This window comes from Caldinitratiruptor microaerophilus, assembly GCF_025999835.1.
In the GTDB taxonomy this organism is placed as follows: domain Bacteria; phylum Bacillota; class Sulfobacillia; order Symbiobacteriales; family ZC4RG38; genus Caldinitratiruptor; species Caldinitratiruptor microaerophilus.
This window is the reverse complement of record NZ_AP025628.1, coordinates 419,447-445,629: the sequence shown is the minus strand read 5'-3', so window position 1 is coordinate 445,629 and position 26,183 is coordinate 419,447. Positions and strand designations below refer to the sequence as shown.

The window sequence follows — 26,183 nt, the reverse complement described above, 5'->3', positions numbered from 1 at the left end:
CGGTAACCGTACGAGGAAACCGGAGGACCGCACCGTGCTCTCGTTTCCCTCCCACGCGCACTGCCAGTCGCTCACGACCCTCGTCCGCGGCCGCATCGCCCGCTTGGCCGCCCGCGGGCGTTCTCGCGCCGTGGCCGGGGGGGAGCTCGTCTACCGGATGGGCGACCCGACCGACCACCTCTACGTGGTGCTCGACGGCCGCGTGCGCACCAGCATCGTCTCCCCCGCCGGGCGCGAGCTCGTCCTGGGCGTCCACGGACCGGGAGAGGTGTTCGGCGAGCTCTGCTTCTGCGCCATCCGCCGGCGGCAGGAGCAGGCGGTGGCGGTGGTCGACTCCCGCGTGGTGCGCCTCCGCGTCGACGACCTCCTGAGCCTGGTCGCCGGCGACCAGGCGGAGGCCCTGGCGCTGCTGGACGTCTTCTGTCAGCGCATGGCCGACCTGCAGGACCGCCTCGCCCAGCTGGCCTTCGCCAACGTCCGCACCCGGCTCGGGCTCCTCTTGCTTCGCCTGGTCGACGGCCAGCCGGCGGGGCCGGACGGTGGCGCCGTCTGCCCAGAACGGCTCACCCACGAGGAACTCGCCGCGCGCGTGGCCACCACCCGCGAGCAGGTCACGGCCATCCTGACCCAGTTCCGGGAGCAGGGGCTGGTCGACTACCGCCGCGGCGGCCCCATCGTGGTCTTCCCGGACCGACTCGGCCGCCACCTCGAAACGGCTTCTTAGCTGCCCCGACGTGCCGTCTTGCTCCTCGGGGAGGTACCAGGGCGAACACCACGAAGGCCGGCCCCGACCGGCGGCCGTCTCGTCTTCTACAGACCAACGAACGGGCCGGCGGTCGGTTCCATGCGTTCGACGGGGGACCAGACCAACTTCAGATCTAGGAACCCCCCAGGGTAGGTGGGTCAAATGTGATCCTTGTTCGCCTTTTGGGCCGCCGTCAGAGGCACTTGAAGGTCCTGTTGGGGACAGGAAAACCACGTTATGTAGTCTTAGTACCAAGACCGTGAGAAGGTGCCGACGGTCTCATGCGGCTTTCCGGTTCCACCAGCACAATCGTTGTACCAAGCCCGGAAGCCAAACCGGATCAAGACTTGTCCCCGTGACGCTGCTCGGGCCGGAACCGCTATCCGGGCCGGAGCCGCCGCGGCCGCACCCGCTTCGAACACGACCGATCGTATGCAAATGTACGTACACGAACTGCCCGGCTTCCCTACACTTGCGATGACACCACCGTGAGGAGGCGAGCGCAGTGACGCCCAACGTGGGCACGGTCGACCGCATCATCCGGGTCATCATCGGCGTGGTGGCGGCGTACCTCGGCTACCGGGCCGGAGGCGCCGCGGCCTGGGTCGGGTACGTCGTGGCGGTCATCATGCTCGGCACGGCGGCGCTCGGCTGGTGCGCGCTGTACCGGCTCTTCGGCATCAACACCTGCGCCGTCAAGAAGTAGGCCCGGCCGGGTCCGCTCCCCGGCCGCCGGGTTCCGGACGGGCCGCGTCCGGGCCGGGCGGCCGCGCCCCTGCCGCCTGCCGGGCGGCGTACGCCGTGCGGGCGACCCGGGCGATGTGGCGGAACAGGTGCGAGAGGAGCCTGGCCTCGTCGGCGCGGGGAGCGGCCCGCAGGACGATCGCCCGGAGGCGCGAGACCGCGGCGCCGAGGCGCGACTCGGTCGTCCCCGGATAGAGGGCGCGGAGCATGTCGTCGAGCGCGGCGAACATCGCCTCCCGGGCCGCCCCCGTGGCCAGCGGCCCCGGCTCCTCCAGCGCCGCCGGGAGGGTCCGGGCGCCGAAGGTCATCTCCGGGGCGCCCTGCCCCGTCTGCTCCCGGTCCGTCCCCACGGCGGCCAGCCACAGCTCGTAGGCGATGACGAGCACCGCCTGGGCCAGGTTCAGCGAGTGGTTCTCGGGCGAGGTGGGGATCGTCACCACGGCGTGACACAGGTCCAGGGCCGAGTTCGGCAGCCCGTCGCGCTCCCGCCCGAAGAGGAGGGCCACGGGGGCGCCGGGGTGGGCCGCCGCCGTGCGCAGCACGATCGGTGCCGCCTCCCGCGGCGTAAGCCGCTCCCGCCGCACGCGCCGCGGCCGTCCCGTCGTGCCGAGCACCAGGCTGCAGTCGGCCACCGCCTCCTCCAGCGAGGGGTAACGCCGCACCCGCTCGATGATCTCACCGGTGTGGTGGGCGATCCCCTCGACCCGGTAGGCGTCGAACGCCGCGGGCTCGACCAGGCGGAGGTCCTTCAGGCCGAAGTTGCTCATGGCGCGGACCACGCCGGCCACGTTGACGACGTCTTCCGGCTGGAACAGGACGAGGACGACGTTGTCCACCCCGTACCTCCCTTCTCACCGCTCTGCACGGTCCTCGCCGGCCGCCGGCGAGACGGCCGTCCCGTGCGAGCCGGACCGCAGCCGCCCGAGCCGCCCCGACAGCGCCCGGTCGACCAGCCACGGCGCGGCGGCGTTGAGCCAGACCGCCAGCCGGTACCAGCCCGGCACGACCACCTCCCGGCGGGGGCGGTCGATCAGGTTCGCGATGACCTTCCCCACCACGGAGGCCGGGGGCATCGGCATGGGGTTGTTGGCGGTCATCTCGGTGCGGACGAAGCCGGGGCTGACCAGGGAGACGTGGATGCCGTACGGGGCCAGCTCGCGGCGCAGCGCCTCGCTGTGGCCGCGCAGGCCGAACTTCGTCGCCGAGTAGACCCCCGACACCCCGACGAGCCCCGAGACGGACGCGACGTTGATGATGTGACCGCGCCGCTGCCGCAGCATCCAGGGGATCGCCGCCCGGGCGCCGTGGATCGCGGCCCGCAGGTTCACGTCGATCACCCGGTCGATCGCCTCGGGGCTCAGTTCCCACCACGGGTGGCGGTGGGCGATCCCGGCGTTGTTGATCCACACGTCGATCCCGCCGAAGTGCTCCCCGGCCCGCCGCGCCAGCGCCTCGACCTGCGCCCGGTCGGCGACGTCGGTCGGGACGACCACGACCTCCGTCCGGGCCCCGAGTTCCGCCGCCAGCGCCTGCAGGCGGTCCACCCGGCGCGCGGCGAGGACGAGGCGGTGCCCCCGCTCCGCCAGGGCCCTCGCCGCCGCCTCGCCGATCCCGCTCGAGGCCCCCGTGATCACCACGATGGCCAACCTGCGTTCCTCCGATTCCGTCTTCCTGGCTTCCTCCGTACGTGTACGGCTCTGCATGTTCGGGACAACACCGGCGATCTCCTGCGCCAGCCGGTGAGACGCTCCAGCGGCTGCGACGGGACCGCCTCCGGCCGGCAGGACCGGGAAGCGAGGCCGGTTCCGCGGACGCGGCCGGTTCCTCTGGCCGGAACCCCGTCCACATGGGTGGAACGAAACGCACGACTTGACAGGCGAGAGCGCTCCTCGCCTGTCAAATTCTGCGTGCGCCGATCGGCGTGGAGTCCGAAACCTGGGGGGTTGGGGGAGAAACGGCGACCAAATGTTACCGGAAGTCGGTGTTACGTCAACCCAGACGCACACGCTGCGGTCCCAAAACGCAAAAGTTGACAGGCAACGGCCCGGCTAGACCCCCAACTTCTGCGTCAGACTCTCCCGGCCACGCCGGCCACGACAAGCCTGACGCACGGCCGTGAACCTCCACGGTGGACCGCCCGGGTGGGCCGCCGCCCTGAACCCGCAGCCGCCGTGGTGAATCGCCTTGCCGATACTTCGTCCTCGTAGTATGATCCAGCCAGGCAGTTACTTCGACGTCGTAGCAAAGAGTGAGCGGCGTGCAGCAATTCCTCGAGATGCTCCTGACCGGGCGCATTCGCCTCCCGCTCCTCGGGGACCCCGAACTCCTGGCCCTGGAACGGGAGCTGCCCCGGTCCGACTGGCTGGCCCTGCTCATGCTCGAACGGCGCGGGGAGGCCACCATGTCCGAACTCGCCGCGGACCTGGGCGCCCCGCTGAGCACCGCCACCGGCATCGGCACCCGCCTCGAGCGGCGCGGCCTCGCCCTGCGGGAGCGGCACCCGGGGGACCGGCGGGTCGTCCTCCTGCGGCTGACGCCGAAAGGGCGGCAGCTCGCCGGGCGGGCCCGGGCGAAGATCGACAGCCTCCTGCGGCGCGTGCAGGAAGCCCTCGCCCCGGAGGAGGTCGACCAGCTCCTCAACCTGGCCCAGAAGGTCGTTCGGGCGCTCCAGGAGCCGGCGGACGCACCCCTCCCGGACCCTTCCGCCCCCAGGCGGGTCCGTGTCGAGTAGCGGTCCGGGTCTCGCCTGGCATCCTGGTCGATACTTCGACATCGTAGCAACAGGAGGCCATCCCGATGCGTGTGCTCGTGTACACCGGAAAGGGCGGCGTGGGCAAGACGACCGTGGCGGCCGCCACGGGCCTGCGCCTCGCCGCGACGGGGCGCCGCACCCTGGTCGTCAGCACCGACCCCGCGCACAGCCTGGCGGACGCATTCGACCGGCCCCTGGGGCCCGAACCGGTTCACGTGGCGGACCGGCTCTGGGGCGTGGAGGTCGACAGCCTGCGGGAGGCGGAGCGCAACTGGGGCGCGATCCAGCGATGGCTCACCGGGGTCCTCCGGTGGGCCAAGCTGGACGAGGTCAGCGCCGAGGAGCTCCTGGTCTTCCCCGGGTTCGAGGAACTGTTCTCCCTCCTGCGGGTGCGGGAGTTCGCCCGGAGCGGGCAGTACGACGCCCTGGTGGTCGACTGCGCCCCGACCGGCGAGACCCTCCGCCTCCTCTCCTACCCGCAGACCCTCAACTGGTGGTTCGAGAAGATCTTCCCGTGGCAGCGCCGCCTGGTGAAGGCGGCCCGGCCGGTGGCCCGCCTGGTGGCGGGCGGGCTGGAGCTGCCCGGGGACGACGTGATGGACGCGATCGAGCAGCTCGTCCTCCAGCTCGAGGAGCTGCAGCGGCTCCTGCTCGACCCCGGGACCACCTCGGTCCGCATCGTCCTCAACCCCGAGAAGATGGTCCTGGCCGAGTCCCGCCGCTCCTTCACCTACCTGAACCTCTTCGGGTTCCACACGGACGCGGTGATCGTCAACCGGGTGCTGCCCACTGTCGCCGAGGGCGGCTACCTGGCGGGCTGGCGTCAGGTCCAGTCGAGGTACGAAGAGGAGATCGAGGCGTCCTTCCGCCCCCTGCCGATCCTGCGGGTCCCCCTCATGGAGACCGAGGTCGTCGGGCTGCCCATGCTGGAGCGGGTGGCCGAGGCGGCCTTCGCCGGGGTCGACCCGGCGGCCAGGCTCTTCGACGGCCGCGCCGAGGAGGTGCGGAAGACGCCCGAAGGCCACGTCCTCGACCTCGCCGTCGGGTTCGCCTCCCGGGACGAGATCCGGCTCACCCAGCGGGGGGACGAACTGACGGTGCAGGTCGGCGCCTACCGGCGCAAGGTGCTCCTGCCGCGCATCCTGATGGGGCGGCCGGTGCTGGGCGCCCGCTTCACGGAGGGGCGGCTGCGCATCCGCTTCGGCGAGCGCCCGGAGGCGGACAGGGCGAGCAGCGAACACGCGAAGGAGGCATGAGCCATGCTGCGGCGAGAGCAGGCACACGCCCTGATCGACAAGCTCTTCGACCTGCGGGACAGCCTCGTGGGCAAGGCCGTCCCCCCGGCCGCCGCCCGGCACTTCCGAGCGGCCCGGCGGGAGGCACTCCTGGGCATCCGGGAACTGGTCGACCACGCCCTCATGGCACTCGACGCGGAGAGCCCGGAGGGCGACGGGACGGAGGAGCCGAAGCCGATCCCCGTGGAGGAGTGAGGGGACTCCACTGCTGCTGCCCGGTGCGCAGGCTACGGCTGCGCCGCGGTGCTGTCCGCGGCCGCCACGAGGAAAGGCCCCAGGCGAGCGGCAGGGCCACGGTGCCCGGCCCGGTCGACGGCCCAGACCTCGACGTAGCAGTCCACGCCCGGGGACAGCGGCGGGCTCTCCGCCTCGAGGGCGGTGACGGGCAGGAGTTCCTTCCCGAGTACGTTCCCCTTGCCATCCAGCCAGCGGACCACGTACCCGGCAACCCCGCTTCCGGGGGTTTCGTCGGTGGCCGGCGCCCACGTCACCCGGACCCGTTCGGCCTGGCTCACCGCACCGGGACGGTGGGTGGGGCTGCCCAGTTCCTGCACGGGGCCGGGTGGCACCGTATCGACAACAATCGTCGTCCGTTCGCCCACCACCGCACCGCCCTCGCCCAGGACCCACGCGTACACGGTGCGCCGCCCCTCTCCCGGTGACAGCACCACCGTCTCCGGGGCTGCCGCCGCCCAGTCCGGGTCCTCCGGTGCCGGTGCTTCGGGCCGGTCCTCCGCCACCAGCCAGCCCCGCACCGTACCGGAGACGCGCAGGGAGACGCTGGCCCGCAGCGAGCCCGTGAGACCGGCTGTGCCGCGATCCGGGTCCCGGAGCACGAAGCGGTCGATGACAGGCGGCGGGGGCGGTTCCGGATCCGGCCGCACTGCGGAGCCGGGCCGGGCGGCCGATGGGGCGGCGCCTTCCTCCGGGGCCTGAGCAGCGTCTCCCTCCGGTACCGGCCCGGCGTCCGCCGGAGGGGGCGAAGGCGACCCGGCCACGATCACGAAGGGACCTGCCCGAGCGACCGGGCTGCGGTTGCCGGCCCGGTCCACCGCCTGGATCAGGAAGTACCAGCGGCCGGGCCGGAGCGGGGGGCTCACGGCCCGAGTCGCCCCGGGGCCGAGGTTCACCTCACCGGGAAGGGCCTCGCCGGGATTGTCCCAGCGGCTCGCGTAGCCGGCCAGCCCGCTGGCGGGAGGCGGGTCGCCTGGCGCTTGCCACGTGACGGTCACCACGTTTTCCGCCGACTCCCGGCCGGCCTCATGGCTCGGACTCCGGAGCGCCGTGGGCGCCGGAGGCGGCGCCGTGTCCAGGAACAGGCGCGCCTGGGCTCCGGCCACGTGACCCGCCCCGTCCCGGATCCAGAGGTACACGGTCTTGGCCCCGTCGCCGGGACTCAGGAGGAAGTGGTCGGGTACGGTCGGCGCCCAGCGAGGGTCCCCGGGGTCGGGCGCTTCGGCCGCGCCCTCGGCCACCAGCCAGGCGTCCGCCCCGGTCGCCATGGCCTCGACCGTCACCTCTCGACTTCCGGTCACTTCCGCCGGTTCCGGCCCCGTGCCCACCAGCCGGAAAGCGGCGATCTCGAGCCGTCCGGCGGCGCCACTCGACATCGCGGCCGGCGCACCGGAGGATGGCGGTGCCGGCGGTGGGCCGGTGCGGACAGGTGCCGCGGAGACGGTCGGGGATGAGGCCGGGCGGCCCTCCAGGCGACCGGCCACCGCCCAGCCCGCCAGGCCCACGGCGGCGGCGGCCGCCGCGCCCAGGCCGATCCGGGCGGACGCGGAAAGATGCCCCCGCGAGCCGCGCACCCCGCCCGGACCCGTCCCACCGGCCGCACTCAGGGCGGACGACAGGGCACTGGCCCGCACGCGTGCCGGCGCCACGAACAGGGGTACGGCGCCGAACAGGGCGCCGGCGGCGACGAACCGCCGCCGGCTCTCCCGACAGACGCCGCAGTTTTCCAGGTGCCGGTTCACCGCCTTCCGCAGGACCGGCGTGAGCGTCTCGCCGCCGTACCGCGCCACCAGGGCCTCCAGCTCCCGGCAGCGGCCACGACCCCGCCGGTACAGGATCAGGGCGCTGACGCTCTCCTCCAGGGCATCCCGGAGGCGGCTGAGGCGAGTGTACACGCTTCCGGGGCGGGCCCCCAGGACCCGGGCGATCTCCCCGGGTTCCAGTCCCTTGCGCAGGTGCAGGTCGAGGAGCAGGCGGTCGTCCGGGCTCAACCCGGCGGCGGCCTCCCAGACCAGGGCCGCCGTCTCGCGGTCGGCCACCACCTGCTCCGGCTCCGCCCAGGCGGCCGGAGCCGGGGGCTCGTAGTCCAGGGTCTCCCCCTCCTCCGTGGAAACCCCCGGCCACGGCAGGCGGCGCCGGCGCCCGCGCAGCTCGTCGATCGCCGTGTTCCGGGCGATGGCGTACAGCCACGCCCGGAAGCCACGGGGCGGCGGGCCACTTCGCAGACGCTCCATGGCCTTCACGAAAGTCGCCTGGGCCACGTCGCCGGCCGCGTCCGGGTCCCGGAGCATGCCGAGGGCGAGGTCGTAGACCCGGTCGAAGTAGCGGTGAAACAGCGCCTCCACGGCCTGCCGGTCGCCGGCGCCCGCCCGGGCGGCCAGTTCCTCGTCGCCATGCGGCTCCTGCGCCACGACGGCCTCACCCCCGCCAGCCCCATCCCGCTCGCTCCCTGGCAACGCCACCGGGATTCGGCGCCGGAGGGGTCATCCCCTGCCTTCCCCGGCAAGACTCAGACGGGGGCGGACAACCGCCCCCGGGAAGGATCACCGAACCGGGTTCAATCCGTCGCCTTGCCGATGACGATGACGATCTCGCATTTCAGCGGCGGCCAGCTGCACCGGATCGTGACGTTGACCCGTTCCGTCACGGGCGCCTCACCCGGCGCGCCGCTGAAGGACAGCTCCAGCTCGCCGGGCACCGGCACCGAGCCGTCCGGCACCCGGAACACGAGCCGCACGGGGATCGACTGGCCCGGGGCCAGGGTGCCCGCCACCCGCTCGCCGGAAGGCTGGGCCAGCACACCCTGGACTTCCGGCCCCTTCACGATCCGACCGGCCTCATCCGGCGCCACGCTGCGCAGCGTGACCCGCGCCTGGGCGAGATCGTACGGCGCCCGGCCGGCGTTCGCGAGGGTGCCCTCCATGACGATCATCGCCGACGGGACGGCCAGGCGTTCGGACAGGTTCGTATTCATGGTTACGTTCTCAACCGTAAGCGTGACCCCGCTGGGGCTCGCCAGCCCCTTCGGAGTGCTCTTCGTCTTGATGGCGAGCTCTGTACTTGCCTGCCGCGCTCCGGCGTCGGGGCCCTGTTCCTGCGCACCGGAAGGCGGGCTCTGGCGCTCGAGCACCACGGTGCTGGTCGCCTCGTCCCAGGACACCTTGAGGCCCAGCGCCTCCGCCAGTGCCCGCACCGGCAGCACGGTGCGTCCCTCCAGGATCACCCCCGGCACGTCGGCCTGGATCTCCCTGCCTTCAAGCACCACCCGGACCGTCCTGAACCCACGGAACAGCGGCGTCGCCGCCGAAGCCACCCCGCCCACCAGGACCGCCACCAGCGCTACCAACGCAGCCCACAGCCTTCGATTGCGCCTCACCTACGACCCCTCCATCCCCGGATTTGCGATCCCCCCTGCGGGGACCGATTCAGTAGTTAGACGTGCTCGCCCGGAAATCCTTACAGGTTTTCGCCGTTTCCGTGGAATTCGACGGGTATTTTTTCCCGCCCGCCCCGGGTATGTCTGCGGGGAAACGACCGTGCGGCGGCGAACTTCCGACCCCGGGCCCCTCACACACCGGGCTCCTGGCGAGGTGCAGCCACATGGAATCGCCGATCCGCCCGCCGCGCCTGCGGCCGGGCGACCGGGTCGGGGTCGTCTCGCCCTCCGGCAGCGTGGCAGGCGAGTGGGACCGGGTCGAGCGCGGCATCCGCCGGCTCGAGGCGATGGGGCTGCGGGTGCGCCTCGGGCGCCACGTCCGGGCAGACTGGCACGGGCTGGCCGGCACCCACGCCGAGCGGGCGGCCGACCTGAACGAGATGTTCGCGGACCCGGAGGTGCGGGCGGTCATCGCCACCACGGGCGGGGCCGGCTGCCTGCCAATCGTGGACCGGCTCGACTACGCCGCCCTGGCCGCCCGGCCCAAGCTCGTCCTGGGCATCAGCGACGTCACGGTCCTCCTGAACGCGGTCCACGCCCGGACCGGCCTGGTGACGCTGCACGGTCCGGACGTGGCCTACGGCTTCGCCCTCGCCGACCCCGGCCTGGAGGCGCACTTCCTCGCGGTGGCCGCGCGCCCGGAGCCGGCCGGCCCGCTCCCCGCCTGGGCCGGGGTCGACCGGGTCCTCCGCCCCGGCCGGGCCGAGGGTCCGCTGGTTGGCGGGAACCTGGCGGTGCTCGTGCACCTCGCCGGCACGCCCTACTGGCCCTCCCTGCGCGGCCGCATCCTGTTCCTCGAGGGCTACGGCCAGCGAGGCGCCGAGGTGTACCGGTGCCTGCACCGGCTGCGGCTCACCGGTGACCTGGGCTCGGTCGCCGGCCTGGTGCTGGGCAGCTGGGAGCGCTGCTTCGAGGACGACCCCGACCCCCGGGAGGCACTGCGCTGGGTGGTGCTGGACGCCTGCGAGGGCCTCGACATCCCGATCGTCCAGATCCGCGGCCTGGGCCACAACATCGCCAACGTCACCCTGCCGATCGGGGTGCGGGCAGCCCTGGACGAGCACGGGCTCCGCCTGCTCGACCCGGCGGTCGCCTGAGGACGCCGGCTGGCCGACCCGCTCGCCCGGACGGCCTGGCCGGTCAGGCCGTCATGACCCGCCGCGCCGCACCCGGGCTGAGCGCGACGCGCCGGAACTCCCCCTCCACGGCGCGGAAAGCGTCCACGACCATGGGGTCGAACTGGGCACCGGCCTGACTCAGAATGTACCGCTGGGCATCGTCCGGGGACCAGGCGTCCTTGTACACCCGGCGTGACAGGAGGGCGTCGTACACGTCGGCCAGGGCGACGATCCGGGCGCCCAGCGGGATGGCCTCGCCCGCCAGGCCGTCCGGATAGCCCGTCCCGTCCCAGCGCTCGTGGTGGTAGCGCACCACCTGGCGGGCGATCCGGAAGAAGGGCTCGTCCTCGCCCAACCGGTCCCGGACCCGTTCCGACGTCGCCGAGAGGATCTGCCAGCCGATCACCGGGTGCAGCCGCATCACCTGCATCTCCTCCGGGGTCAGGCGCGCCGGCTTGAACAGGATCCCCTCGGGGATGCCCACCTTGCCGATGTCGTGCAGGACGCTCGTACGAGCGATGGCAGCGCCAACACGCGCGTCCTGCAGTTCCGGGTGGCCCCGCTCGCGAAGGACGTCGACGAGAAGCTCCGTGTACCGCCGGACGCGGCTGAGGTGGGCCGAGATATCGGGGTCCCGGAACTCCGCCTCCTCCGCGAGGGCGAACACAAGGGCCTCCTGGAGCCCGGCGATCTCCTCCAGGCGGCGGGCGAGTTCGGCCTGCTGCTGCTTCTGGGCCGTGACGTCCCGGGCGATGCCCACGTAGCCCCACGTGCGGCCGGCCTCGTCCTGGACGCGGGTGATGCTCAGGAACGACACCCATTCCGACCCGCCGGGCCGGCGGTTGGTCACCTCACCCAGCCACTTGCCGGTGGTGGTCAACCTGGCCCACATGTCCCGGTAGACCTCCGGCGGGGTCTTCCCGGACTTGACGATGCTCGGCTTCCTGCCGATCCACTCCTTGCGGGAGATGCCGGTCAACTCCTCGTACGCCGGATTGACATCCAGTACCACCGTATCCGCGTCCGTGATGATCATGCCGTCGGTCGCGTTCCAGAACAGTTGCTGCAGGGCTGCAACATGGCCGGCCATCGCCGTCGGCCCCCCAGTTCCTCCAAAAGGGTCAACCGGCTTGCAACGAACCCGTCGTGTTGGGGTAAGAGGGCCCACATGCCAAATGACAGCTCCCCGTTTGCACGGGTCCGCCGACCCTGTCACGGCGAATTGCCCTGGGCCACAGCCTCGATCGTACGCTTCAGTTCTACCGGATCGATGTCCTTCAACAGGAACGCCGACGCCCCCGCCTGAAAGCAGGCGGCGGCGAGTTCCTCATCCCTGTGGGTGGCCAGCGCGACAACCCGCGTGCCCGGCAGGCGGGTGCGGATCTCCCGGCAGAGGTCGATCCCGGACCGTCCGGGCAACCGGACGTCCAGGAGGACCACCTGCGGGGAGAGGGCGAGGGCTCGCTCCATCGCCTCCGGCGCGGTAGCCGCCTCGCCCACCACCCGAAAGCGGGCATCCGTCGCCATGACCGCCCGGATCCCCGCCCGGATCAGCTCGTAACGGTCTGCGATCAAGACGCGTATCGGATGGCTCCCCGTCTCAGGCACCGATCGCTGCCTCCGTTTCCGTTCCCGATCTGCGTCGGGCCGCCCGATGGTCCCGTCCGATGTTCGCCAGACTCTCCACCGCCGGCGCCGCCTCGTCCGCCGTGGCCGCCGCCGCCTCTCCCCAGCCCCCAGGTAGAAGTCGAAATTTTTGATCGTCTGATCGCCGTCCGGGATCCGACGGGGCGGGGATAATCGAGAATCGTCGGGGTTCCTGCAAAGCGCGCGATCAGACGACTCGATGGTGAGTTCCGTTTCGATCGGCAGCCCTTATACGAATAGATAACATCAATGCCTTGTGCGTCAATCCATTGACGTAATCAATAGATGAAGCCAATGCTGTTCCATCTATCTATTGTATTTATCTATATGTTCGGTACCCGCGGCTGGCGGCCGCGGCGGGAGGCAACGCTCAGAAACGCACTCGCACTCACCGACGACGCGCCGTCGTCCGTCGTGTGTGTTCCTCCCCCGGCAGCACGCGGCACACCCGGCGTGTTCGCGGGCGCGGCGCGACCGTGCCTCTCCAGCGATGAGTTGCCCGGAGCGGACCGTGAACCGCACCGGGTGGGGCGCGGCTTGTCGCCCGCGCCGCGGACAGCACCCAATTCCCGCGCTCGGGGTGCCAACCCGGCATTTTGGCGCTGCCGGGCGACTCTCTACCGCATATCGCGTGTCCGGCTCGTCGATTCCGACAGAATATAGGAACGGACCTGTGAGCGACGAGCCGGAAGGGAGCGAAATGGCTACCATGTACTGGGCTGTCATCACGTGGGGCGATCCCGCGGGAACCGCACAACGGCGCGAGATCGACTCCGTGGGCCCGTTCGACGACGAACGTACAGCGCAGGAGGTGCGCGACACCCTCTTGGACGCGTACCGGCACCTGCTGGTGGGCCACGACTTCGCGGCATACGTTGCGGAAACGAACGTGCAGGGCACACCGGAAGAGCGGCTCTGGAGGACCTGAGACGGACCAGGTCGACGCCGGTCTGCGTCGGATTCGCCGACGCTCACCACGGCCTTCCTCCGGGGATACCAGGCGGACGGCGCGCGTTGGGGCCAGGACGTGCCCGTGTGGGTTCAACCGGGCCCAGCCGCGAGGCCGGGTGCAACTCGCTTTCGTCCTTGCTCGCGCCGTCCCGAGGCGCCAGCGGCTCCGGCGGGCCGCCTCCGCCAGGGCCCGGCGCAACCGCCCCCGGGACCGGCACAGCGCCGCCGCCCTCACCCGGCCGCCAGGGAGCAGATCCGCCGGACGTCGCAGGACCGGCACGCCTTGCCGGCACGGGCCGGAAACCGGCGTGCCGCCAGCTCGCGCACCGATTCCTCCGCCTGTTGGCGGGCGCGGGTCAGGCTTTGTGAGTCGACGGGCACGGTCCGCGCCGGGTGGCCCTCCCCGAGCACGTGAATCACCCGCGCCCGCCGCACGTCCCGTCCCATGTCCCGCAGCGCGGCGGCGTAGAGCTGCACCTGCAGGTCGGCCTCGGCATCCGCCAGGCCTCCGTCCTCGCCCGGCGGCGCCGTCTTGTAGTCGATCACCTCCAGCCCGCCACCCTCGGCGACCAGGACGTCGGCCCGCCCGGCTACCGTCACGGCCGGTGAAAGGAGGAACTCGAGGCGGGCCTCGACGTCGTCGGCTCGGTACAAGATGTCCCCGTGGTGCCGGACGAAGGAGGTCAGCCCCCGGCGTGCGGCCTCGATCATCCGCTGGCGTCCGGCGGGGTGAGCATAAGGAAGGAAGAATTCGTCCTCGAGGATCCGCACCAGCACCGCCTCGGGATCGGCACCATCCCGTGCAGACCGGGCCAGGAGGCGCAGGACGTGGTGGACCGCCCGGCCATAGCCGAGCTCCCGAGCGAGCTCGGCCTCGTACCCCCAGACGTGGCGCATGCGGTACTGGTGGGGGCAGCGCAGGTAGGTGAGGATCTCTTCCACGCTCAGGGTGAGGACCTCGTCCTCCGACCGGCGCGCCCCTTCCACGGCCCCACGCGGCAGCACGGCCGGCCCGCGCTCCGGGAGGGCTCCACCCTCCCGCAGGAAGCGTGACGGCCGCGCCGAGTTCCGGGAAGCTCGCTCGAAGCGAGACAGCACCAGGGTATCCCGCGCCCGGGTCACAGCCACGTAGAAGAGCCGGCGCTCGGCGTTCTCGCCGCCCTCGTAGCGGGCAGCGTCGAAGAGATCCCGGGCCAGGAGCCACTTCTGCTCCCGTCCCATCTGGCTCGAGGGAAACCGGCTGTCGACAAGCGCCGCGACGAACACCACCGGCCACTCGAGGCCCTTCGCCTGGTGGACGGTGCTGATGTGGACGGCATCGACCTGGGGCAGGTCGTCGGCCTGCTGGTCCGCGTAGGCTCCCTGGGCATACGCCTTGATGTACCAGGCGAGGCCGCCCAGGAGCGTGGGCCACTTCGGGCTGCGGCCGCCGCGCCACGCCGCAGCCTGGTAGTCGACCAGGAGCGTGCTGAAGCGGCCCAGGTTCGCCATTCGGACGGCATCCTCCGGGTCGTCGGGGTTCCACGCCAGGTAGCCGAGCTCGGCCAGGAGCGTCTGGTAGGCCTCCGTCAGATCGTGGAACGCGCCGTCGCGCAGGCGCCCGGCGAAAGCCTCCATCGCCGCCCGGTTCAGCCCGCCGGGCCACTCCGCCTCTGCCAGCCCGAGGAGCGCGTCGCCGCTGTACGCGGGGCCATACGGCTCGGGCCGCCAGTCGTGACCGCCGAACCAGAGCCAGAGTGCCGCCATGGCCCGCGCCTCGGGCCGCTGGAAGAGTCCCACCTTGCCACCGACGATGTACGGAATCCCGAGCTCCCGGAAGGCCTCGATGAAGACAGGACCCGACGTCGACACGCTCCGTAGCAGCACGGCGAAATCCCCGTAGTGAGCCCTCCCCGCCTCGACCTCACCCCGGATCTGGCCAGCGATGGAGCGTGCCTCACCCACCGCCGACTCCGCCACCTGACAGACCACAACTCCGGGAGACCGCCGCGCCGGCTCCATGGGCACCCTCAGCGCCGGTTCGGGGAAGTGCCGTGCGACCGCGTTGGCGACGTCGATGATCGCCCTGGCGCTGCGCCGGTTTTCCTGCAGGGTCACCGTCCGGGCGCTGAACTCCTCCGCGAAGCGGTCGAAGCAGCCGGGGTCGGAGCCGCGCCATTCGTAGATGCACTGGCGGGGGTCCCCCACCACCGTGCAGGACCGCAGGTCCGGCGCCCTCGCCAGCGCCCAGATCAGGGCCTGCTGGGCATGGTTGATGTCCTGGTACTCGTCGACGAGGAGATGCCGGCACCCCGCCACGCCCGGGTCCGCACGCAGCCGCTCTGCTGCCAGCCGCACCATGCGATCGAAGGTGAGGATGTGGTGCTGGTCCAGAAGATCCCAGTAACGCCGGACCCGCTCAGGGAACTCCGGGGCCTCCGGGGAGCCGCGCAGGGTGTCCAGTTCCAGCAACTCGTGGCAGACCACGGCCTCGGCCCGCTTGAACCGGACCACGTACTCACTGTACGACGTCCGTGCGCCGGCGGGCAGCCGCCGCACGTCCTCGCCCAGCCCCAGTTCCCATCCCCGCTGGAGGAGGAACGCCATCTCCTGGTTGTCATCGGCGACGTCCCAGTTGCCGTAGCCGAAGTGATCTTGCAGCAGCCGGGCGGCGTACGCGTGGATCGTGCCGACGAACATCTCCCCAAGGGTCTTCGTTCTCTCGGGGCCGAGGATCTCTGCCACCCGCTTGTGGATCCGGTCCTTCATCGACGCAGCGGCCCGTTCCGTGAACGTGAAGGCGACGATCTCCCCAGGTGCCCAGCCCCGGGCCAGGAGCCAGACGATCCGCCGCGTCAGGGTCTCCGTCTTCCCCGCGCCGGCCCCGGCCATGATCCGCAGGTACCGGTCCGGCGCCACCACGGCCTCCCGCTGGCGGGCGGAAAGGCCCTCGACGATGCGCTTCTCCAGTTCGTCCATGCCCGCTCCCCTGCCAGCCCAGTGGCCTTGTGCCGGTGAGGGCACCCTCATCGCCGAGGTGCTCGAACCGCCGGCGGCGCCCCGCCTGGTTCACCGGCGCCGCCGGGGCCCCATCGAAAGGTCCCGTCGAAAGGCATGTTTGAAAAGTTACTTTGCGAGCACGACGCCTGATCCCTGCAATACCCGCATGACCGGCGCCCGGAGCACCCGGGAGCTTCAATTGGCCCACCGGCGTTGATCGGTGGATACGTGGCCTGCTGGGTCCAAACGCTCAGGCGCTTCGTCAGGCTTCTGCCGCAGCATCGGTAGGGACGGTTTCTTGAGCCCCCGCTCGATGGCGCTCAGGTACGAGGACGACACCGCCGCCCGTTCCGCCAGCTCCCGCAGGCTCAGGTTCCGCTCGGCTCGCAGGTCGCGAATCCGAGAGCCGACGAACATCGTCCCACCTCCCCGGTCGTTGGCCGAATCATCGATCACTTTGTCGGTCGCAGTCCCACCTCCTGCGGAGCCGAAGGTCCGTTTCGGTTCCTGATAAGCCAAAGAGCGGTAACAAAAGACCCCGGAGCGCCACGGCTCCGCGGTCGCGTGAGGACCGAGGTCGTGCACCGTGCTGACGGAATCGCCTGGTTTCCCTTCCACGGAGTTGCGGATGGCGGTCGATCCGTGGATACCCGTACGCGAAACGTTCGGCCTCGGCCGGCCAGTCACGCTACACCCGGGCCACGGATGCGACGGGAACGACGAACCCGGCGGAGCGGACACTGCCCTCCCGTGGCCCTCACCTTGTGGCCACATGGTGAAGGGGGCATGCCACGGGCTACCATGAGGCTGATCGGTCACCCTTGGAGGGCCTCGATCCGCAGCGGCTGAGCCTTCCGTCTCAGCGGACTACCGGCGAGAGGAGCTGTGATCGTGTCCGGCCGCTGGCGATGGTTGAGCTGGCTGGCTCTGTGTACGGACATGATGTTCATTCATATACACCGTTCCATCCCGGGCGTCGCAATCGACCAGCTCATGGCCGGCTTCGGCCTGAGCGCCGAAGACCTCGGTACGCTGTCCTCGATCTACTTCTACCTCTACGTGGCCGGACAGGTGCCGGCCGGCACGATCGTGGATTGGCTAGGGGCCTGACGCGTGTCCACGTGGGGGATGGTCCTCGCCGGCGTGGGGGCCCTGGCCATCGCCTCCGCGCCCAGCGCGCCGCTGCTGTACGCCGGGCGGGCGCTGTCGGGGCTGGGCCTCTCCGTCCTGTTCGTGGCCGTGGCCCGGGTGGTCGCCGACTGGTTCGAACCCGGGGAGTTCAGCACGCTTTCCGGCCTCAGCTCCGGCGTCAGCCACGTCGGCGCGGTCGTCGCCACGATCCCCCTGGCCTGGGCCATCGAACGATTCTCCTGGCGCCCCACGGCGAGCTTCATCGGCGCCATGTCGCTGGCAATGGCCGCCGTCTCCTGGTGGAGTGTTCGGGACCGGGCGAAGGCCACCCGGCTGACCTTTCACCAGCTGCCCCCGGCGATCGCGAGCGTGGTCCGGAACCCCCACACATGGCCTCCCATGCTGGTCTTCGTCGGTCTGTACGCCCCCTACCTGGCGTTCACCGGCACCTGGGGCATCGCGTATCTCATGCACGTCTACGACTTGACCCGGGAGTAGGCGTCGGCGCACCTGCTTGTCATGACCATTCCGCTGGTGTTGGGCACGGTGCTCACGGGCCATGCGTCCGCCGTCTTCCGGCGGCGCAAGCCCTTCCTCCTGGCCACGGCGACGGTGGGCGTGACGGGCTGGCTCGCTCTGGCTGCACTGGGCACGCCCCCGCTCTGGTTGCTGGACTTCCTCTTCGCCGCCGTCGGCTGGGCGGTATCGGGGTTCGTCGCGGCGTTCTCGGTCGCCAAGGAGGTGAACCTTGCGCTGTCGACCGGGATCGCCACCGGCGTGGTGAACGCCGGCGGCTTCGTCGGCGCCGCCCTGGCGCAGCCCTTCGTCGGGTGGCTGCTGGACCGGAGTTGGGCCGGTCAGGTCAGTGCAGGGATGCGAGTGTACGAGCCGGCCGATTACCTCGGCGCGCAGTGGGTGTCCGTGGCCATCGCAGCGGTGGCCGTCGTCGGGGCCTTACTCAGCAGGGAGACGTACGCGACGCACACCCTGCCCCCGCACGGGTCGCTGCGCCTTCACACGTGACGACCGTGACCGCGCGGAAGGCGGCCTGAACGGGTGACCCCCCGCCCGGCCGCGGTGCGAGGCTCAGTGAACGGCCACAGGTGCCTTCTGCCGCGGCGTCGGGCGCGAGGACCCCGCCGCAGCCGTATCCACGTTCGCTCGTGCGTCCCGCAGCGTATGGTGATCCGTGCGGGAACTCTACAGTCACGAGCCCGAAGACACGTGTCCTCCGCCACTCTCGCTGGTTCACGCTCGAGGGGCAGCCGCCTCACCCCGCCGCGAGGCCGGGTGGAACAGCGTATCCGCGGATCAACATCGATGGCGCAATTGTTTCAATCCTCACCGGGCCGCGAGGCCGGGTGCAACGTGCCGTCCGACTTATAGGCGACGGAGGCGCGGGAGTTTCAATCCTCACCCGGCCGCGAGGCCGGGTGCAACTTGCAGGTTGTGGCCTTCGTAACCGGCTTCTGACAGGTTTCAATCCTCAGCCGGCCGCGAGGTCGGGTGCAGGCCCTCCTGGACAAGCTCCAGACTTTGCCGTACCCTAGTTTCAATCCCTCACCCGGCCCCGAGGCCGGGTGCAACTCGTACTGGCACACGTACTCCGTGAAGGAGATCCTGGAGTTTCAATCCTCACCCGGCCGCGAGGCCGGGTGCAACGCCGACAACGCATAGATCGTGAGCTTGACACGCAACGTTTCAATCCTCGCCCGGCCGCGAGGCCGGGTGCAACCCTTGGCGCGCACGTCCGCGTAGTAGCTGAGGTTCATGACCCGTTTCAATCCTCACCCGGCCGCGAGGCCGGGTGCAACCGGGTCCCTTCGTACTTGGCCACGATCTGGCGCAGGTTTCAATCCTCACCCGGCCGCGAGGCCGGGTGCAACTGCGGGCAAAGTATCCTGCCGCAATCCGGGCACGTACGGTTTCAATCCTCACCCGGCCGCGAGGCCGGGTGCAACACGACGGCCCGTGTCGCCCAGGCGTACGAGCCGAAGTTTCAATCGTCACCCGGCCGCGAGGCCGGGTGCAACTCGCCGACGGGGCTCATGGTGATGTATCGGGCGCTGTTTCAATCCTCACCCGGTGTTGCTGACCGCGTTATTTGTCGCTCCGGTGACCAGCGACGATGTCATGGCCGTTCATGAGATGTGACCGGCCCACTGGCGCTGAAGGGGCGCAGCCCGTGGTAAGGATGCGCCCCAGAGTCCGAAATGCAGGGCCGGCAGCCACTAGAATCCGCCGGGGCCGTACGGGTGGTTGACCCCGGGGCTGTGAACGAACTCCCGGTAGAGGCGCCACCACCAAGCCTCGTAGTCCTCGATGTACCGGAAGACGGGAAGGTCGAGCCGGCACGTGGGCCGGCTCTTCAGGTTCCGTAACCGGTGGAGCAGACGGTAACTCAGGATGAACGCCGTGACCGCCTGGCCGCGCCGGACCCCATCTCCGGTCGTGGCCTGCCGGATGGCGGCCTCCAGCAGGTCGAGCAGGTCGGTGATCTCGTACCCGTAAAGCCGCAGCGAAACCCCGGCGTGTTGCAGGCCAGAATCTGTCACCACGGGCTACCTCCTCTGGGGGCCTGGGTATCCTGCAGCTCGAGCAGCACCCGCTCGACGTGGGCCTCCTCCACTAGGCGCTGGTCATGGGCGCAAGCGTCCAGGAGGCAGCTCGTGCAGATCGTGTTGATGACCCGCGGGATGCCCCGGGACTCCGTGACGATCTTGCGCAGGGCCTGCTCGGAGAAGAGGGGCCGGTCGGCGCCGGCCAGGTGGAGATGGTGCTGGATGTAGGCCAGAGTCTCGGCCTCCCCGAGGCCGGTGAGGTGGAAGCGCACCTGAACCCGCTGGGCGATGGCCTCGAAGGTGCGAAGCCGGAGCAGCCCCCGGAGTTCGCTCTGGCCGGCGAGGATGAACGTCAGCGGCGAGATGGAGTCCATGTGGAAGTTCAGGAGGAAGCGGACCTCCTGGAGCATGGCGCCGCTGAGGAGGTGGGCCTCGTCGATGACGATCACTGGCTGACGGCCGTTGGTGGTGTAACCGTCCAGGATGGTGCGCTCGAAAAGCCGTTTCACCTCCCGCCCGTGGAACAGAGAAGGCGGGGCCACCCCAAGCTGGGTGAGCACGTCTCGGTAGAACGCGCTGGGGGTGAGACGGGAGTCGGCGATGTACACGAACAGGTGGCGGGTCCGGTCGAGCTGATCGTACAGGGCCCGGATGGCGGTGGACTTCCCGGCGCCGACCTCACCCGTGACGACCGCGAACGCGCGGTGGCGGATGGCGTACTGGAGGCGAGCAAGCAGTTCCTGGTGCTGGGGAGCGGGGAACAGCCGGTCGGTGGGAATCTCCCTGGCGAAGGGCACCGCTTTGAGGCCGAAGTACTCGGTCAGCGTGACGGCTCACCGTCCTTGTGGCCGACCAGGCGAGCGTAAGAGGTCTGACCCAGGCGGCGCTGCTTCTCGGCCTCGTGGTGCTTGCGGGCCAGGGTGAGGAAGTTCATCCCGTCGCTGGACGGGGGTTGGGCCGGGGCAGGGACGGCGTGGTGGTGAGTGCGGCGGAGCTGGAGGGGGGCAGCGTCCGGGAAACGCTTTCCCTCGTGCCAGACCTGGATCTGGCTGAGGTCGTAGGGGTCGTAGCGCAGGAGCACCCGGTGGCCGCTGAGGGCGGCGTCGACCTCGTAGCGGTTCCCATGCAGGGAGAAGCATCCGGTCTTGTCGACGACCCGCTGCTCCTCCCAGAGGAACACCTCCCGCAGGGCCGTAGGGTCGATGCGGCGCAAGGGCTCGGTGTCCGCCTCGAACCGCTGGCGGGGGGTCTGGTGGGTGCTGCCGTGGGGGCGACTGAGGTAGGCCACCTCGAGCCAGGCCCAGAAGAACTCGTTGAGTTCGTCCAGGGTGCGGAGCTGGCCGGCTTCGACCAGCGCGTGCGCTTCGGGTACAAAGCTGCGGCGGACGTACTGGAAAAACTTTTCAACCTTTCCCCGCCCCTGGGGTCGGTAGGGGCGGGAGTGGCTGAGGCGGATCCCGAGCTTGGCGCAGATCCGGGCCAGGTGGCGGGTGGAGTAGATCGCCCCGTTGTCCACGTAGATCTGGCGGGGCAGGCCGTAGCGGAGGATGGTGCGTTTGAGGCAGTCCTCCAGGCGGGGGAGCTTCTCCTCGAAATACATCTGGCCGTAAACGACTCGGCTATGGTCGTCGAGGAAAGCCATGAGGTAGACTTGGCGCCGCTTCCCGGGTTGTCCCGGCACCGGCAGCGACAGGGCGTGCAGGACGTCTCCTTGCCACAGGTCGTTGCGGTGTTGGGCCTCAAACCGGCGGAGCAAACTCCGGGCGGCTTTGCTGCGCAACTCCTGGCGGGTGCAGCCTGCCCGGGCCAGGTAGCGGCCCAGGGTGGTGCGTTTGAGACGCCCGGGTGCGACCTTTCCGTCCAGCTCGAGCAAGGCGATGATCTGTTGCACACTACGGTCGGGCACCGCCCGCCGCAAGGCGATCGCCGCTTCCAGGACCTCCGGGGGAACGGCCCGGCCCTGGTCCGCATCCGCCCGGGTGTGCGGTTTGAGCCCCTCGAACCCGTGCTGCCGGTAGGCCTGGACCCAGCGCTGCAGCGTCCTGAGCCCGACTCGGGTCTTGTCACTGGAAGGGATCTCGTGCGGGTGCCCGGCGATCTCCCGCAACAGGCGCTGGCGCTCGGACGGGCTCAGGTTCTGGGTCAGTACGGGGGCGATGAGGCTCCAGCGGAACGTGGCGATCTCTTCCCGCTGCTGCTCGTCCATGGAATCCCTCCCCTGCTGGCGTCGTTGCCGCCATTATGGCCGGCACGCCGAGCCAGCCGGGAGGGACAAAGTTTGTGGTGGGGGGGAGCCGTACCTCACAGAGGCGCCGGGGCCTCGCAAAAGCCGTTCAGGAACGCAAACAGCCCACGGTGGCGGGCAGGGTCCACGGACATCTGCCGCCGGAGCCAGTCACCCAGCGCGAGCAAAAAATGAAAGGTGGCGTCGGGACCCTCGTGGCGGGGGACCAGCGTGAAAACGTCGACGGCGGGTCGCTGTTCCAGCAGCCAGGCGGTCAGGAACTGTCCCCAATTCCCCGCGATACTGCGAACCGTGCGCACCCACCGGCGCAGCGTGCGCTCCGACACCACACTGACCGCCGGTGAACTGATTTCCCAGGTGAGATCCCTCCACGACCTTCCTCGCTGAAGGCGCCGGCGCACGACCACTTCCCGCAGCAGCGTGACAAAGCGGGCGTACGGACGTAGAAAGTCCGGCAAGACCGAGCACGTGTGCTTGCACCGGGGACAGAACCAGCGGTAGATGGGAATGCGGTAGATGCGCCGGCGAGTGACCGCCGACCGATGGTGGGCGCCATGTTTCCGCATCTGCCGGCCGCAGCCTGCACAACGAAGCGCCAGTGCGGGCCCGTCACGGCCGTACCGGCGTAAGTACGCTTTGACTGAGACCGCAAGGGGCAGTATGATGGACACGCAGAGGTAACTCCTCTGAAGCCTGCCCCGGGGCTCGGCTGGGAAATTCGGCCCGGGGCAGGTGTCTTTATTTCCACCTCCCACGCGAAAACGGGGAGGCTCGACCTCCCCAGGCTCTTCCACACCTATCTCCTGGTCCCCTTCCAGCGCCAACCACTCCGGTCAACGCGGCGACAAATAACGTGGGCGAAAACACCTGCTCCAACCCACCTTTTCGGCCTCTCAGAAACCGGAGTTGCGTAACTCCTGCAGCGAGGGGCGTAAGAAGGCAGCAAAGTTTCAATCCTCACCCGGCCGCGAGGCCGGGTGCAACAGCGAGCGGCGCCAGATGTTTTCCCAGGCGTCCTTGTTTCAATCCTCACCCGGCCGCGAGGCCGGGTGCAACCCGCGGATGGCCACACGCTCGCCGTAGTTGCGCGACCAGTTTCAATCCTCACCCGGCCGCGAGGCCGGGTGCAACCCGACCTGTTCGTCTCAATCCACTGCAACGCGGCTGAGTTTCAATCCTCACCCGACCGCGAGGCCGGGTGCAACTCGAGCAGGCGCGGCCGGAACTCCGTCCCGAACCAGTTTCAATCCTCACCCGGCCGCGAGGCCGGGTGCAACCATGCCGGCCTGCACCGCCGTGCGGACCATGGCCGGTTTCAATCCTCACCCGGCCGCGAGGCCGGGTGCAACGGCAGTTCCTGCGCCCGCTGCCAAGTCGGTCCGATGTTTCAATCCTCACCCGGCCGCGAGGCCGGGTGCAACGGGGCTCACCGTCCGGGGTCTGCCCGGCCCGGAAACGTTTCAATCCTCACCCGGCCGCGAGGCCGGCTGCAACGAGACCTCTCCACCCTATGCGCACATCCGTACGACGTTTCAATCCTCACCCGGCCGCGAGGCCGGGCGCAACATCGGACGTTGTACTATCGCTGGCGGCATCGCCCAGTTTCAATCCTCACCCGGCCGCGAGGCCGGGTGCAACGTGCCGCCGCGCAACCGGGCCGTGGCGCCGTGGGAGTTTCAATCCTCACCCGGCCGCGGGGCCGGGTGCAACAACCGGCGCCGGGCGGGGCTTCCCACGGAGGACCAGGTTTCAATCCTCACCCGGCCGCGAGGCCGGGTGCAACGACCGACGAGGAGGCCGACTTCCTCGCCCTCGACACGTTTCAATCCTCACCCGGCCGCGAGGCCAGGTGCAACCCGTCAGGACCCTGAGGGACGTAGGTCTTGCTCCCCGGGCTGTTTCAATCCTCACCCGGCCGCGAGGCCGGGTGCAACCCAGGTCCTGCGGCGACCAGCCCTTTTCGATGGCCCGTTTCAATCCTCACCCGGCCGCGAGGCCGGGTGCAACACTCGGCGGCCGTCCGGCAGGACCCGGCCGGCAACCTGTTTCAATCCTCACCCGGCCGCGAGGCCGGGTGCAACGCGCGAGCATCCTGAGGTGGAGCGCACCTGGCTGGTTTCAATCCCCACCCGGCCGCGAGGCCGGGTGCAACGCCGCCGCGGCCGGCGAGGTGCGGCAGGGAGCGCGCACGTTTCAATCCTCACCCGGCCGCGAGGCCGGGTGCAACCTTGCCCGCCTCGGGCTGCTTGGCTCCCATGGCCTGGACGTTTCAATCCTCACCCGGCCGCGAGGCCGGGTGCAACCGGCGCCGGACCAAGCTCAAGATCCGCCGGCGGCTGTTTCAATCCTCACCCGGCCGCGAGGCCGGGTGCAACCGCCGCAGACCGGGCGCACTTCTTCCGGTTGTACGAGTTTCAATCCTCACCCGGCCGCGAGGCCGGGTGCAACTCCGGCAGCGCCGCTATCCACGTGGGGCGCAGAGCGGTTTCAATCCTCACCCGGCCGCGAGGCCGGGTGCAACGGGGATCGGGTCGTAGCGCGGGTTCGCGGCCACGAGCCAGTTTCAATCCTCTCCCGGCCGTGCTCCGGGAGGTGGTCCGCAGGCTCCGGGTTTCAATCCTCACCCGGCCGCGAGGCCGGGTGCAACAGGCGATGGAGAGCACACCGGCCCACCTCGACGGGTTTCAATCCTCACCCGGCCGCGAGGCCGGGTGCAACCCCCGGGTGGCCCCGACGTCCGTCCGGTTGATCTTGTTTCAATGCTCACCCGGCCGCGAGGCCGGGTGCAACTGGCCTGCTGGGGCCAGACGTTAAGGCGCTTCGTCAGGTTTCAATCCTCACCCGGCCGCGAGGCCGGGTGCAACTTCCGCGGAGGCGCTCCCTCTACCAGAGCCAATCCAGGTTTCAATCCTCACCCGGCCGCGAGGCCGGGTGCAACCCCGCCATCCAGACCCGCATGGCTGTCGCCTACGGGTTTCAATCCTCACCCGGCCGCGAGGCCGGGTGCAACCTGGCAGTACTTCGACGAGATCGACCCACTCCAACTGGCGTTTCAATCCTCACCCGGCCGCGAGGCCGGGTGCAACGCAGGTGCCGCACACCATGGTTCGATCGCCCTGGTAGTTTCAATCCTCACCCGGCCGCGAGGCCGGGTGCAACGCAGGTGCCGCACACCATGGTTCGATCGCCCTGGTAGTTTCAATCCTCACCCGGCCGCGAGGCCGGGTGCAACCTGCAGTCCCTGTCGCAACTCGACAGCCTCGGCAAGTTTCAATCCTCACCCGGCCGCGAGGCCGGGTGCAACATAGTAGGGGAGCCGGAGCACACGGGCATAGTCCGTGACGTTTCAATCCTCACCCGGCCGCGAGGCCGGGTGCAACGATATGCTGCGGAAGGCGGTGGAATGGGAGATGGCAGTTTCAATCCTCACCCGGCCGCGAGGCCGGGTGCAACGAGGCCGACGAGCTGCGGCAGACCTACGAGCAGATGGTTTCAATCCTCACCCGGCCGCGAGGCCGGGTGCAACAATTTCAGGGTCTCCCCGGGGGCGTCGGTCCGCGCAGGTTTCAATCCTCACCCGGCCGCGAGGCCGGGTGCAACGTGGTCGAGGTGCTGCAACTCAAGCACCGGAACGAGAGTTTCAATCCTCACCCGGCCGCGAGGCCGGGTGCAACGTGGCGCCTACCGAGGTGTCCCGCACCTGATAGCCCGGTTTCAATCCTCACCCGGCCGCGAGGCCGGGTGCAACTCGGCCCGCGGGCGATGATGGCCTTGCAGGAAAGGAGGGTTTCAATCCTCACCCGGCCGCGAGGCCGGGTGCAACCCTGGCCGCCACGTTGGTTGCCGTGTCGATAACGGGTTTCAATCCTCACCCGGCCGCGAGGCCGGGTGCAACCTTCATCGCCATGTTGTCTCGAATATACCTTTTGCACGTTTCAATCCTCACCCGGCCGCGAGGCCGGGTGCAACCCGCAGGGCCTCCCACGTGTTACGAGCCCCCTGCTTGTTTCAATCCTCACCCGGCCGCGAGGCCGGGTGCAACGCGCCCCCCTCCCCATGGGTAAGGGGGGGTGATCGCGGTTTCAATCCTCACCCGGCCGCGAGGCCGGGTGCAACTGGGCGATGGGTCTCTCGTCGCGGCAGAGCTGGCACGGTTTCAATCCTCACCCGGCCGCGAGGCCGGGTGCAACGCGTGTGGCTTGCCGGCCTCGCCTACTGCAACCGGTTTCAATCCTCACCCGGCCGCGAGGCCGGGTGCAACCAGGTGCCGTCCGAGCCGCTCACCGTCGCCAAGGTCGTTTCAATCCTCACCCGGCCGCGAGGCCGGGTGCAACTCGGTATGCCT

The 26,183-nt window shown here is 70.1% G+C and carries 22 protein-coding genes and 1 CRISPR repeat array; of the genes, 10 read left to right on the top strand and 12 right to left on the bottom strand.

Going from position 1 to position 26,183, the window contains the following annotated elements; all coding sequences use genetic code 11:
• Nucleotides 1-34: 34 nt before the first annotated feature.
• Both caldi_RS02105 and caldi_RS02100 read left to right on the top strand, forming a co-directional pair.
• A complete protein-coding gene (locus caldi_RS02105; RefSeq protein ID WP_264843461.1) occupies nucleotides 35-724 on the top strand; it encodes a Crp/Fnr family transcriptional regulator in 690 nt (229 codons plus the stop codon).
• A 526-nt stretch (nucleotides 725-1,250) separates the two neighbouring features.
• Nucleotides 1,251-1,451 (top strand): YgaP family membrane protein, encoded by a 201-nt coding sequence (locus tag caldi_RS02100; protein ID WP_264843460.1) that lies wholly within the window; start codon nucleotides 1,251-1,253, stop codon nucleotides 1,449-1,451.
• Here caldi_RS02100 and caldi_RS02095 read toward each other — a convergent pair.
• Nucleotides 1,441-2,325, bottom strand: coding sequence for an RNA methyltransferase (locus caldi_RS02095; RefSeq protein ID WP_264843458.1), 885 nt, complete (start codon nucleotides 2,323-2,325; stop codon nucleotides 1,441-1,443). The genes caldi_RS02100 and caldi_RS02095 overlap by 11 nt on opposite strands.
• A 15-nt stretch (nucleotides 2,326-2,340) precedes the next feature.
• Nucleotides 2,341-3,126 (bottom strand): SDR family NAD(P)-dependent oxidoreductase, encoded by a 786-nt coding sequence (locus tag caldi_RS02090; protein WP_264844710.1) that lies wholly within the window; start codon nucleotides 3,124-3,126, stop codon nucleotides 2,341-2,343.
• A gap of 620 nt (nucleotides 3,127-3,746) precedes the next feature.
• Between caldi_RS02090 and caldi_RS02085 the strand changes: the two genes are divergently transcribed.
• From caldi_RS02085 to caldi_RS02075, 3 genes are all read left to right on the top strand, one after another.
• The gene (locus caldi_RS02085) at nucleotides 3,747-4,220 is read left to right on the top strand and encodes a MarR family winged helix-turn-helix transcriptional regulator (protein WP_264843456.1); all 474 of its coding nucleotides are present in this window, start codon (nucleotides 3,747-3,749) and stop codon (nucleotides 4,218-4,220) included.
• Between the two features lie 65 nt (nucleotides 4,221-4,285).
• The gene (locus caldi_RS02080; RefSeq protein WP_264843455.1) at nucleotides 4,286-5,497 is read left to right on the top strand and encodes an ArsA family ATPase; all 1,212 of its coding nucleotides are present in this window, start codon (nucleotides 4,286-4,288) and stop codon (nucleotides 5,495-5,497) included.
• Between the two features lie 3 nt (nucleotides 5,498-5,500).
• Nucleotides 5,501-5,731, top strand: a complete 231-nt coding sequence (locus caldi_RS02075) for a hypothetical protein (protein WP_264843454.1) — start codon at nucleotides 5,501-5,503, stop codon at nucleotides 5,729-5,731.
• Nucleotides 5,732-5,763: 32 nt separating this feature from the next.
• On the opposite strand, the gene caldi_RS02070 is transcribed toward caldi_RS02075, so the two are convergent.
• Together caldi_RS02070 and caldi_RS02065 are read right to left on the bottom strand one after the other, a co-directional pair.
• Complete coding sequence (locus caldi_RS02070; RefSeq protein WP_264843452.1) at nucleotides 5,764-8,181, bottom strand: sigma-70 family RNA polymerase sigma factor; 2,418 nt, start codon at nucleotides 8,179-8,181, stop codon at nucleotides 5,764-5,766.
• Nucleotides 8,182-8,327: 146 nt separating this feature from the next.
• The gene (locus caldi_RS02065) at nucleotides 8,328-9,146 is read right to left on the bottom strand and encodes a copper amine oxidase N-terminal domain-containing protein (RefSeq protein WP_264843451.1); all 819 of its coding nucleotides are present in this window, start codon (nucleotides 9,144-9,146) and stop codon (nucleotides 8,328-8,330) included.
• Nucleotides 9,147-9,370: 224 nt separating this feature from the next.
• Here caldi_RS02065 and caldi_RS02060 point away from each other — a divergent pair, with 224 nt between their 5' ends.
• Complete coding sequence (locus caldi_RS02060; RefSeq protein WP_264843449.1) at nucleotides 9,371-10,303, top strand: S66 peptidase family protein; 933 nt, start codon at nucleotides 9,371-9,373, stop codon at nucleotides 10,301-10,303.
• A 43-nt stretch (nucleotides 10,304-10,346) separates the two neighbouring features.
• Here the strand turns inward: caldi_RS02060 and caldi_RS02055 are convergent, their stop codons facing one another.
• The gene (locus caldi_RS02055) at nucleotides 10,347-11,414 is read right to left on the bottom strand and encodes an HD domain-containing phosphohydrolase (RefSeq protein WP_264843448.1); all 1,068 of its coding nucleotides are present in this window, start codon (nucleotides 11,412-11,414) and stop codon (nucleotides 10,347-10,349) included.
• Nucleotides 11,415-11,536: 122 nt separating this feature from the next.
• Nucleotides 11,537-11,932, bottom strand: a complete 396-nt coding sequence (locus caldi_RS02050; RefSeq protein WP_264843447.1) for a response regulator — start codon at nucleotides 11,930-11,932, stop codon at nucleotides 11,537-11,539.
• Between the two features lie 712 nt (nucleotides 11,933-12,644).
• On the opposite strand from caldi_RS02050, the gene caldi_RS02045 reads away from it, so the two are divergent.
• Entirely contained in the window at nucleotides 12,645-12,899 is a 255-nt protein-coding gene (locus caldi_RS02045; protein ID WP_264843445.1) for a hypothetical protein, read from the top strand.
• A 254-nt stretch (nucleotides 12,900-13,153) separates the two neighbouring features.
• Here the strand turns inward: caldi_RS02045 and caldi_RS02040 are convergent, their stop codons facing one another.
• On the bottom strand, nucleotides 13,154-15,880 hold the full coding sequence (locus caldi_RS02040; RefSeq protein WP_264843444.1) for an ATP-dependent helicase: 2,727 nt from the start codon (nucleotides 15,878-15,880) through the stop codon (nucleotides 13,154-13,156).
• A gap of 216 nt (nucleotides 15,881-16,096) precedes the next feature.
• Nucleotides 16,097-16,318, bottom strand: coding sequence for a helix-turn-helix domain-containing protein (locus caldi_RS02035; protein WP_264843443.1), 222 nt, complete (start codon nucleotides 16,316-16,318; stop codon nucleotides 16,097-16,099).
• A gap of 474 nt (nucleotides 16,319-16,792) precedes the next feature.
• On the opposite strand from caldi_RS02035, the gene caldi_RS02030 reads away from it, so the two are divergent.
• The 3 genes from caldi_RS02030 to caldi_RS02020 are packed head-to-tail and all read left to right on the top strand — an operon-like array spanning nucleotide 16,793 to nucleotide 18,055.
• Complete coding sequence (locus caldi_RS02030) at nucleotides 16,793-17,011, top strand: hypothetical protein (RefSeq protein ID WP_264843442.1); 219 nt, start codon at nucleotides 16,793-16,795, stop codon at nucleotides 17,009-17,011.
• Nucleotides 17,012-17,014: 3 nt separating this feature from the next.
• Nucleotides 17,015-17,530, top strand: a complete 516-nt coding sequence (locus caldi_RS02025) for an MFS transporter (protein WP_264843440.1) — start codon at nucleotides 17,015-17,017, stop codon at nucleotides 17,528-17,530.
• Nucleotides 17,531-17,578: 48 nt separating this feature from the next.
• On the top strand, nucleotides 17,579-18,055 hold the full coding sequence (locus caldi_RS02020; protein ID WP_264843438.1) for an MFS transporter: 477 nt from the start codon (nucleotides 17,579-17,581) through the stop codon (nucleotides 18,053-18,055).
• A 1,208-nt stretch (nucleotides 18,056-19,263) separates the two neighbouring features.
• On the opposite strand, the gene caldi_RS02015 is transcribed toward caldi_RS02020, so the two are convergent.
• The 4 genes from caldi_RS02015 to caldi_RS02000 all read right to left on the bottom strand — a co-directional run bounded on the left by caldi_RS02015 (nucleotide 19,264) and on the right by caldi_RS02000 (nucleotide 22,509).
• Nucleotides 19,264-19,587 (bottom strand): hypothetical protein, encoded by a 324-nt coding sequence (locus caldi_RS02015; RefSeq protein ID WP_264843437.1) that lies wholly within the window; start codon nucleotides 19,585-19,587, stop codon nucleotides 19,264-19,266.
• On the bottom strand, nucleotides 19,584-20,390 hold the full coding sequence (locus caldi_RS02010) for an ExeA family protein (protein WP_264841555.1): 807 nt from the start codon (nucleotides 20,388-20,390) through the stop codon (nucleotides 19,584-19,586). Before caldi_RS02010 ends, caldi_RS02015 begins: the two co-directional genes overlap by 4 nt.
• 23 nt (nucleotides 20,391-20,413) lie before the next feature.
• Entirely contained in the window at nucleotides 20,414-21,799 is a 1,386-nt protein-coding gene (locus tag caldi_RS02005; protein WP_264841556.1) for a DDE-type integrase/transposase/recombinase, read from the bottom strand.
• A gap of 95 nt (nucleotides 21,800-21,894) precedes the next feature.
• Complete coding sequence (locus caldi_RS02000) at nucleotides 21,895-22,509, bottom strand: DUF6431 domain-containing protein (protein ID WP_264843435.1); 615 nt, start codon at nucleotides 22,507-22,509, stop codon at nucleotides 21,895-21,897.
• A 276-nt stretch (nucleotides 22,510-22,785) separates the two neighbouring features.
• Nucleotides 22,786-26,172: a CRISPR direct-repeat array (repeat unit 37 nt; unit sequence GTTTCAATCCTCACCCGGCCGCGAGGCCGGGTGCAAC).
• Nucleotides 26,173-26,183 lie beyond the last annotated feature (11 nt).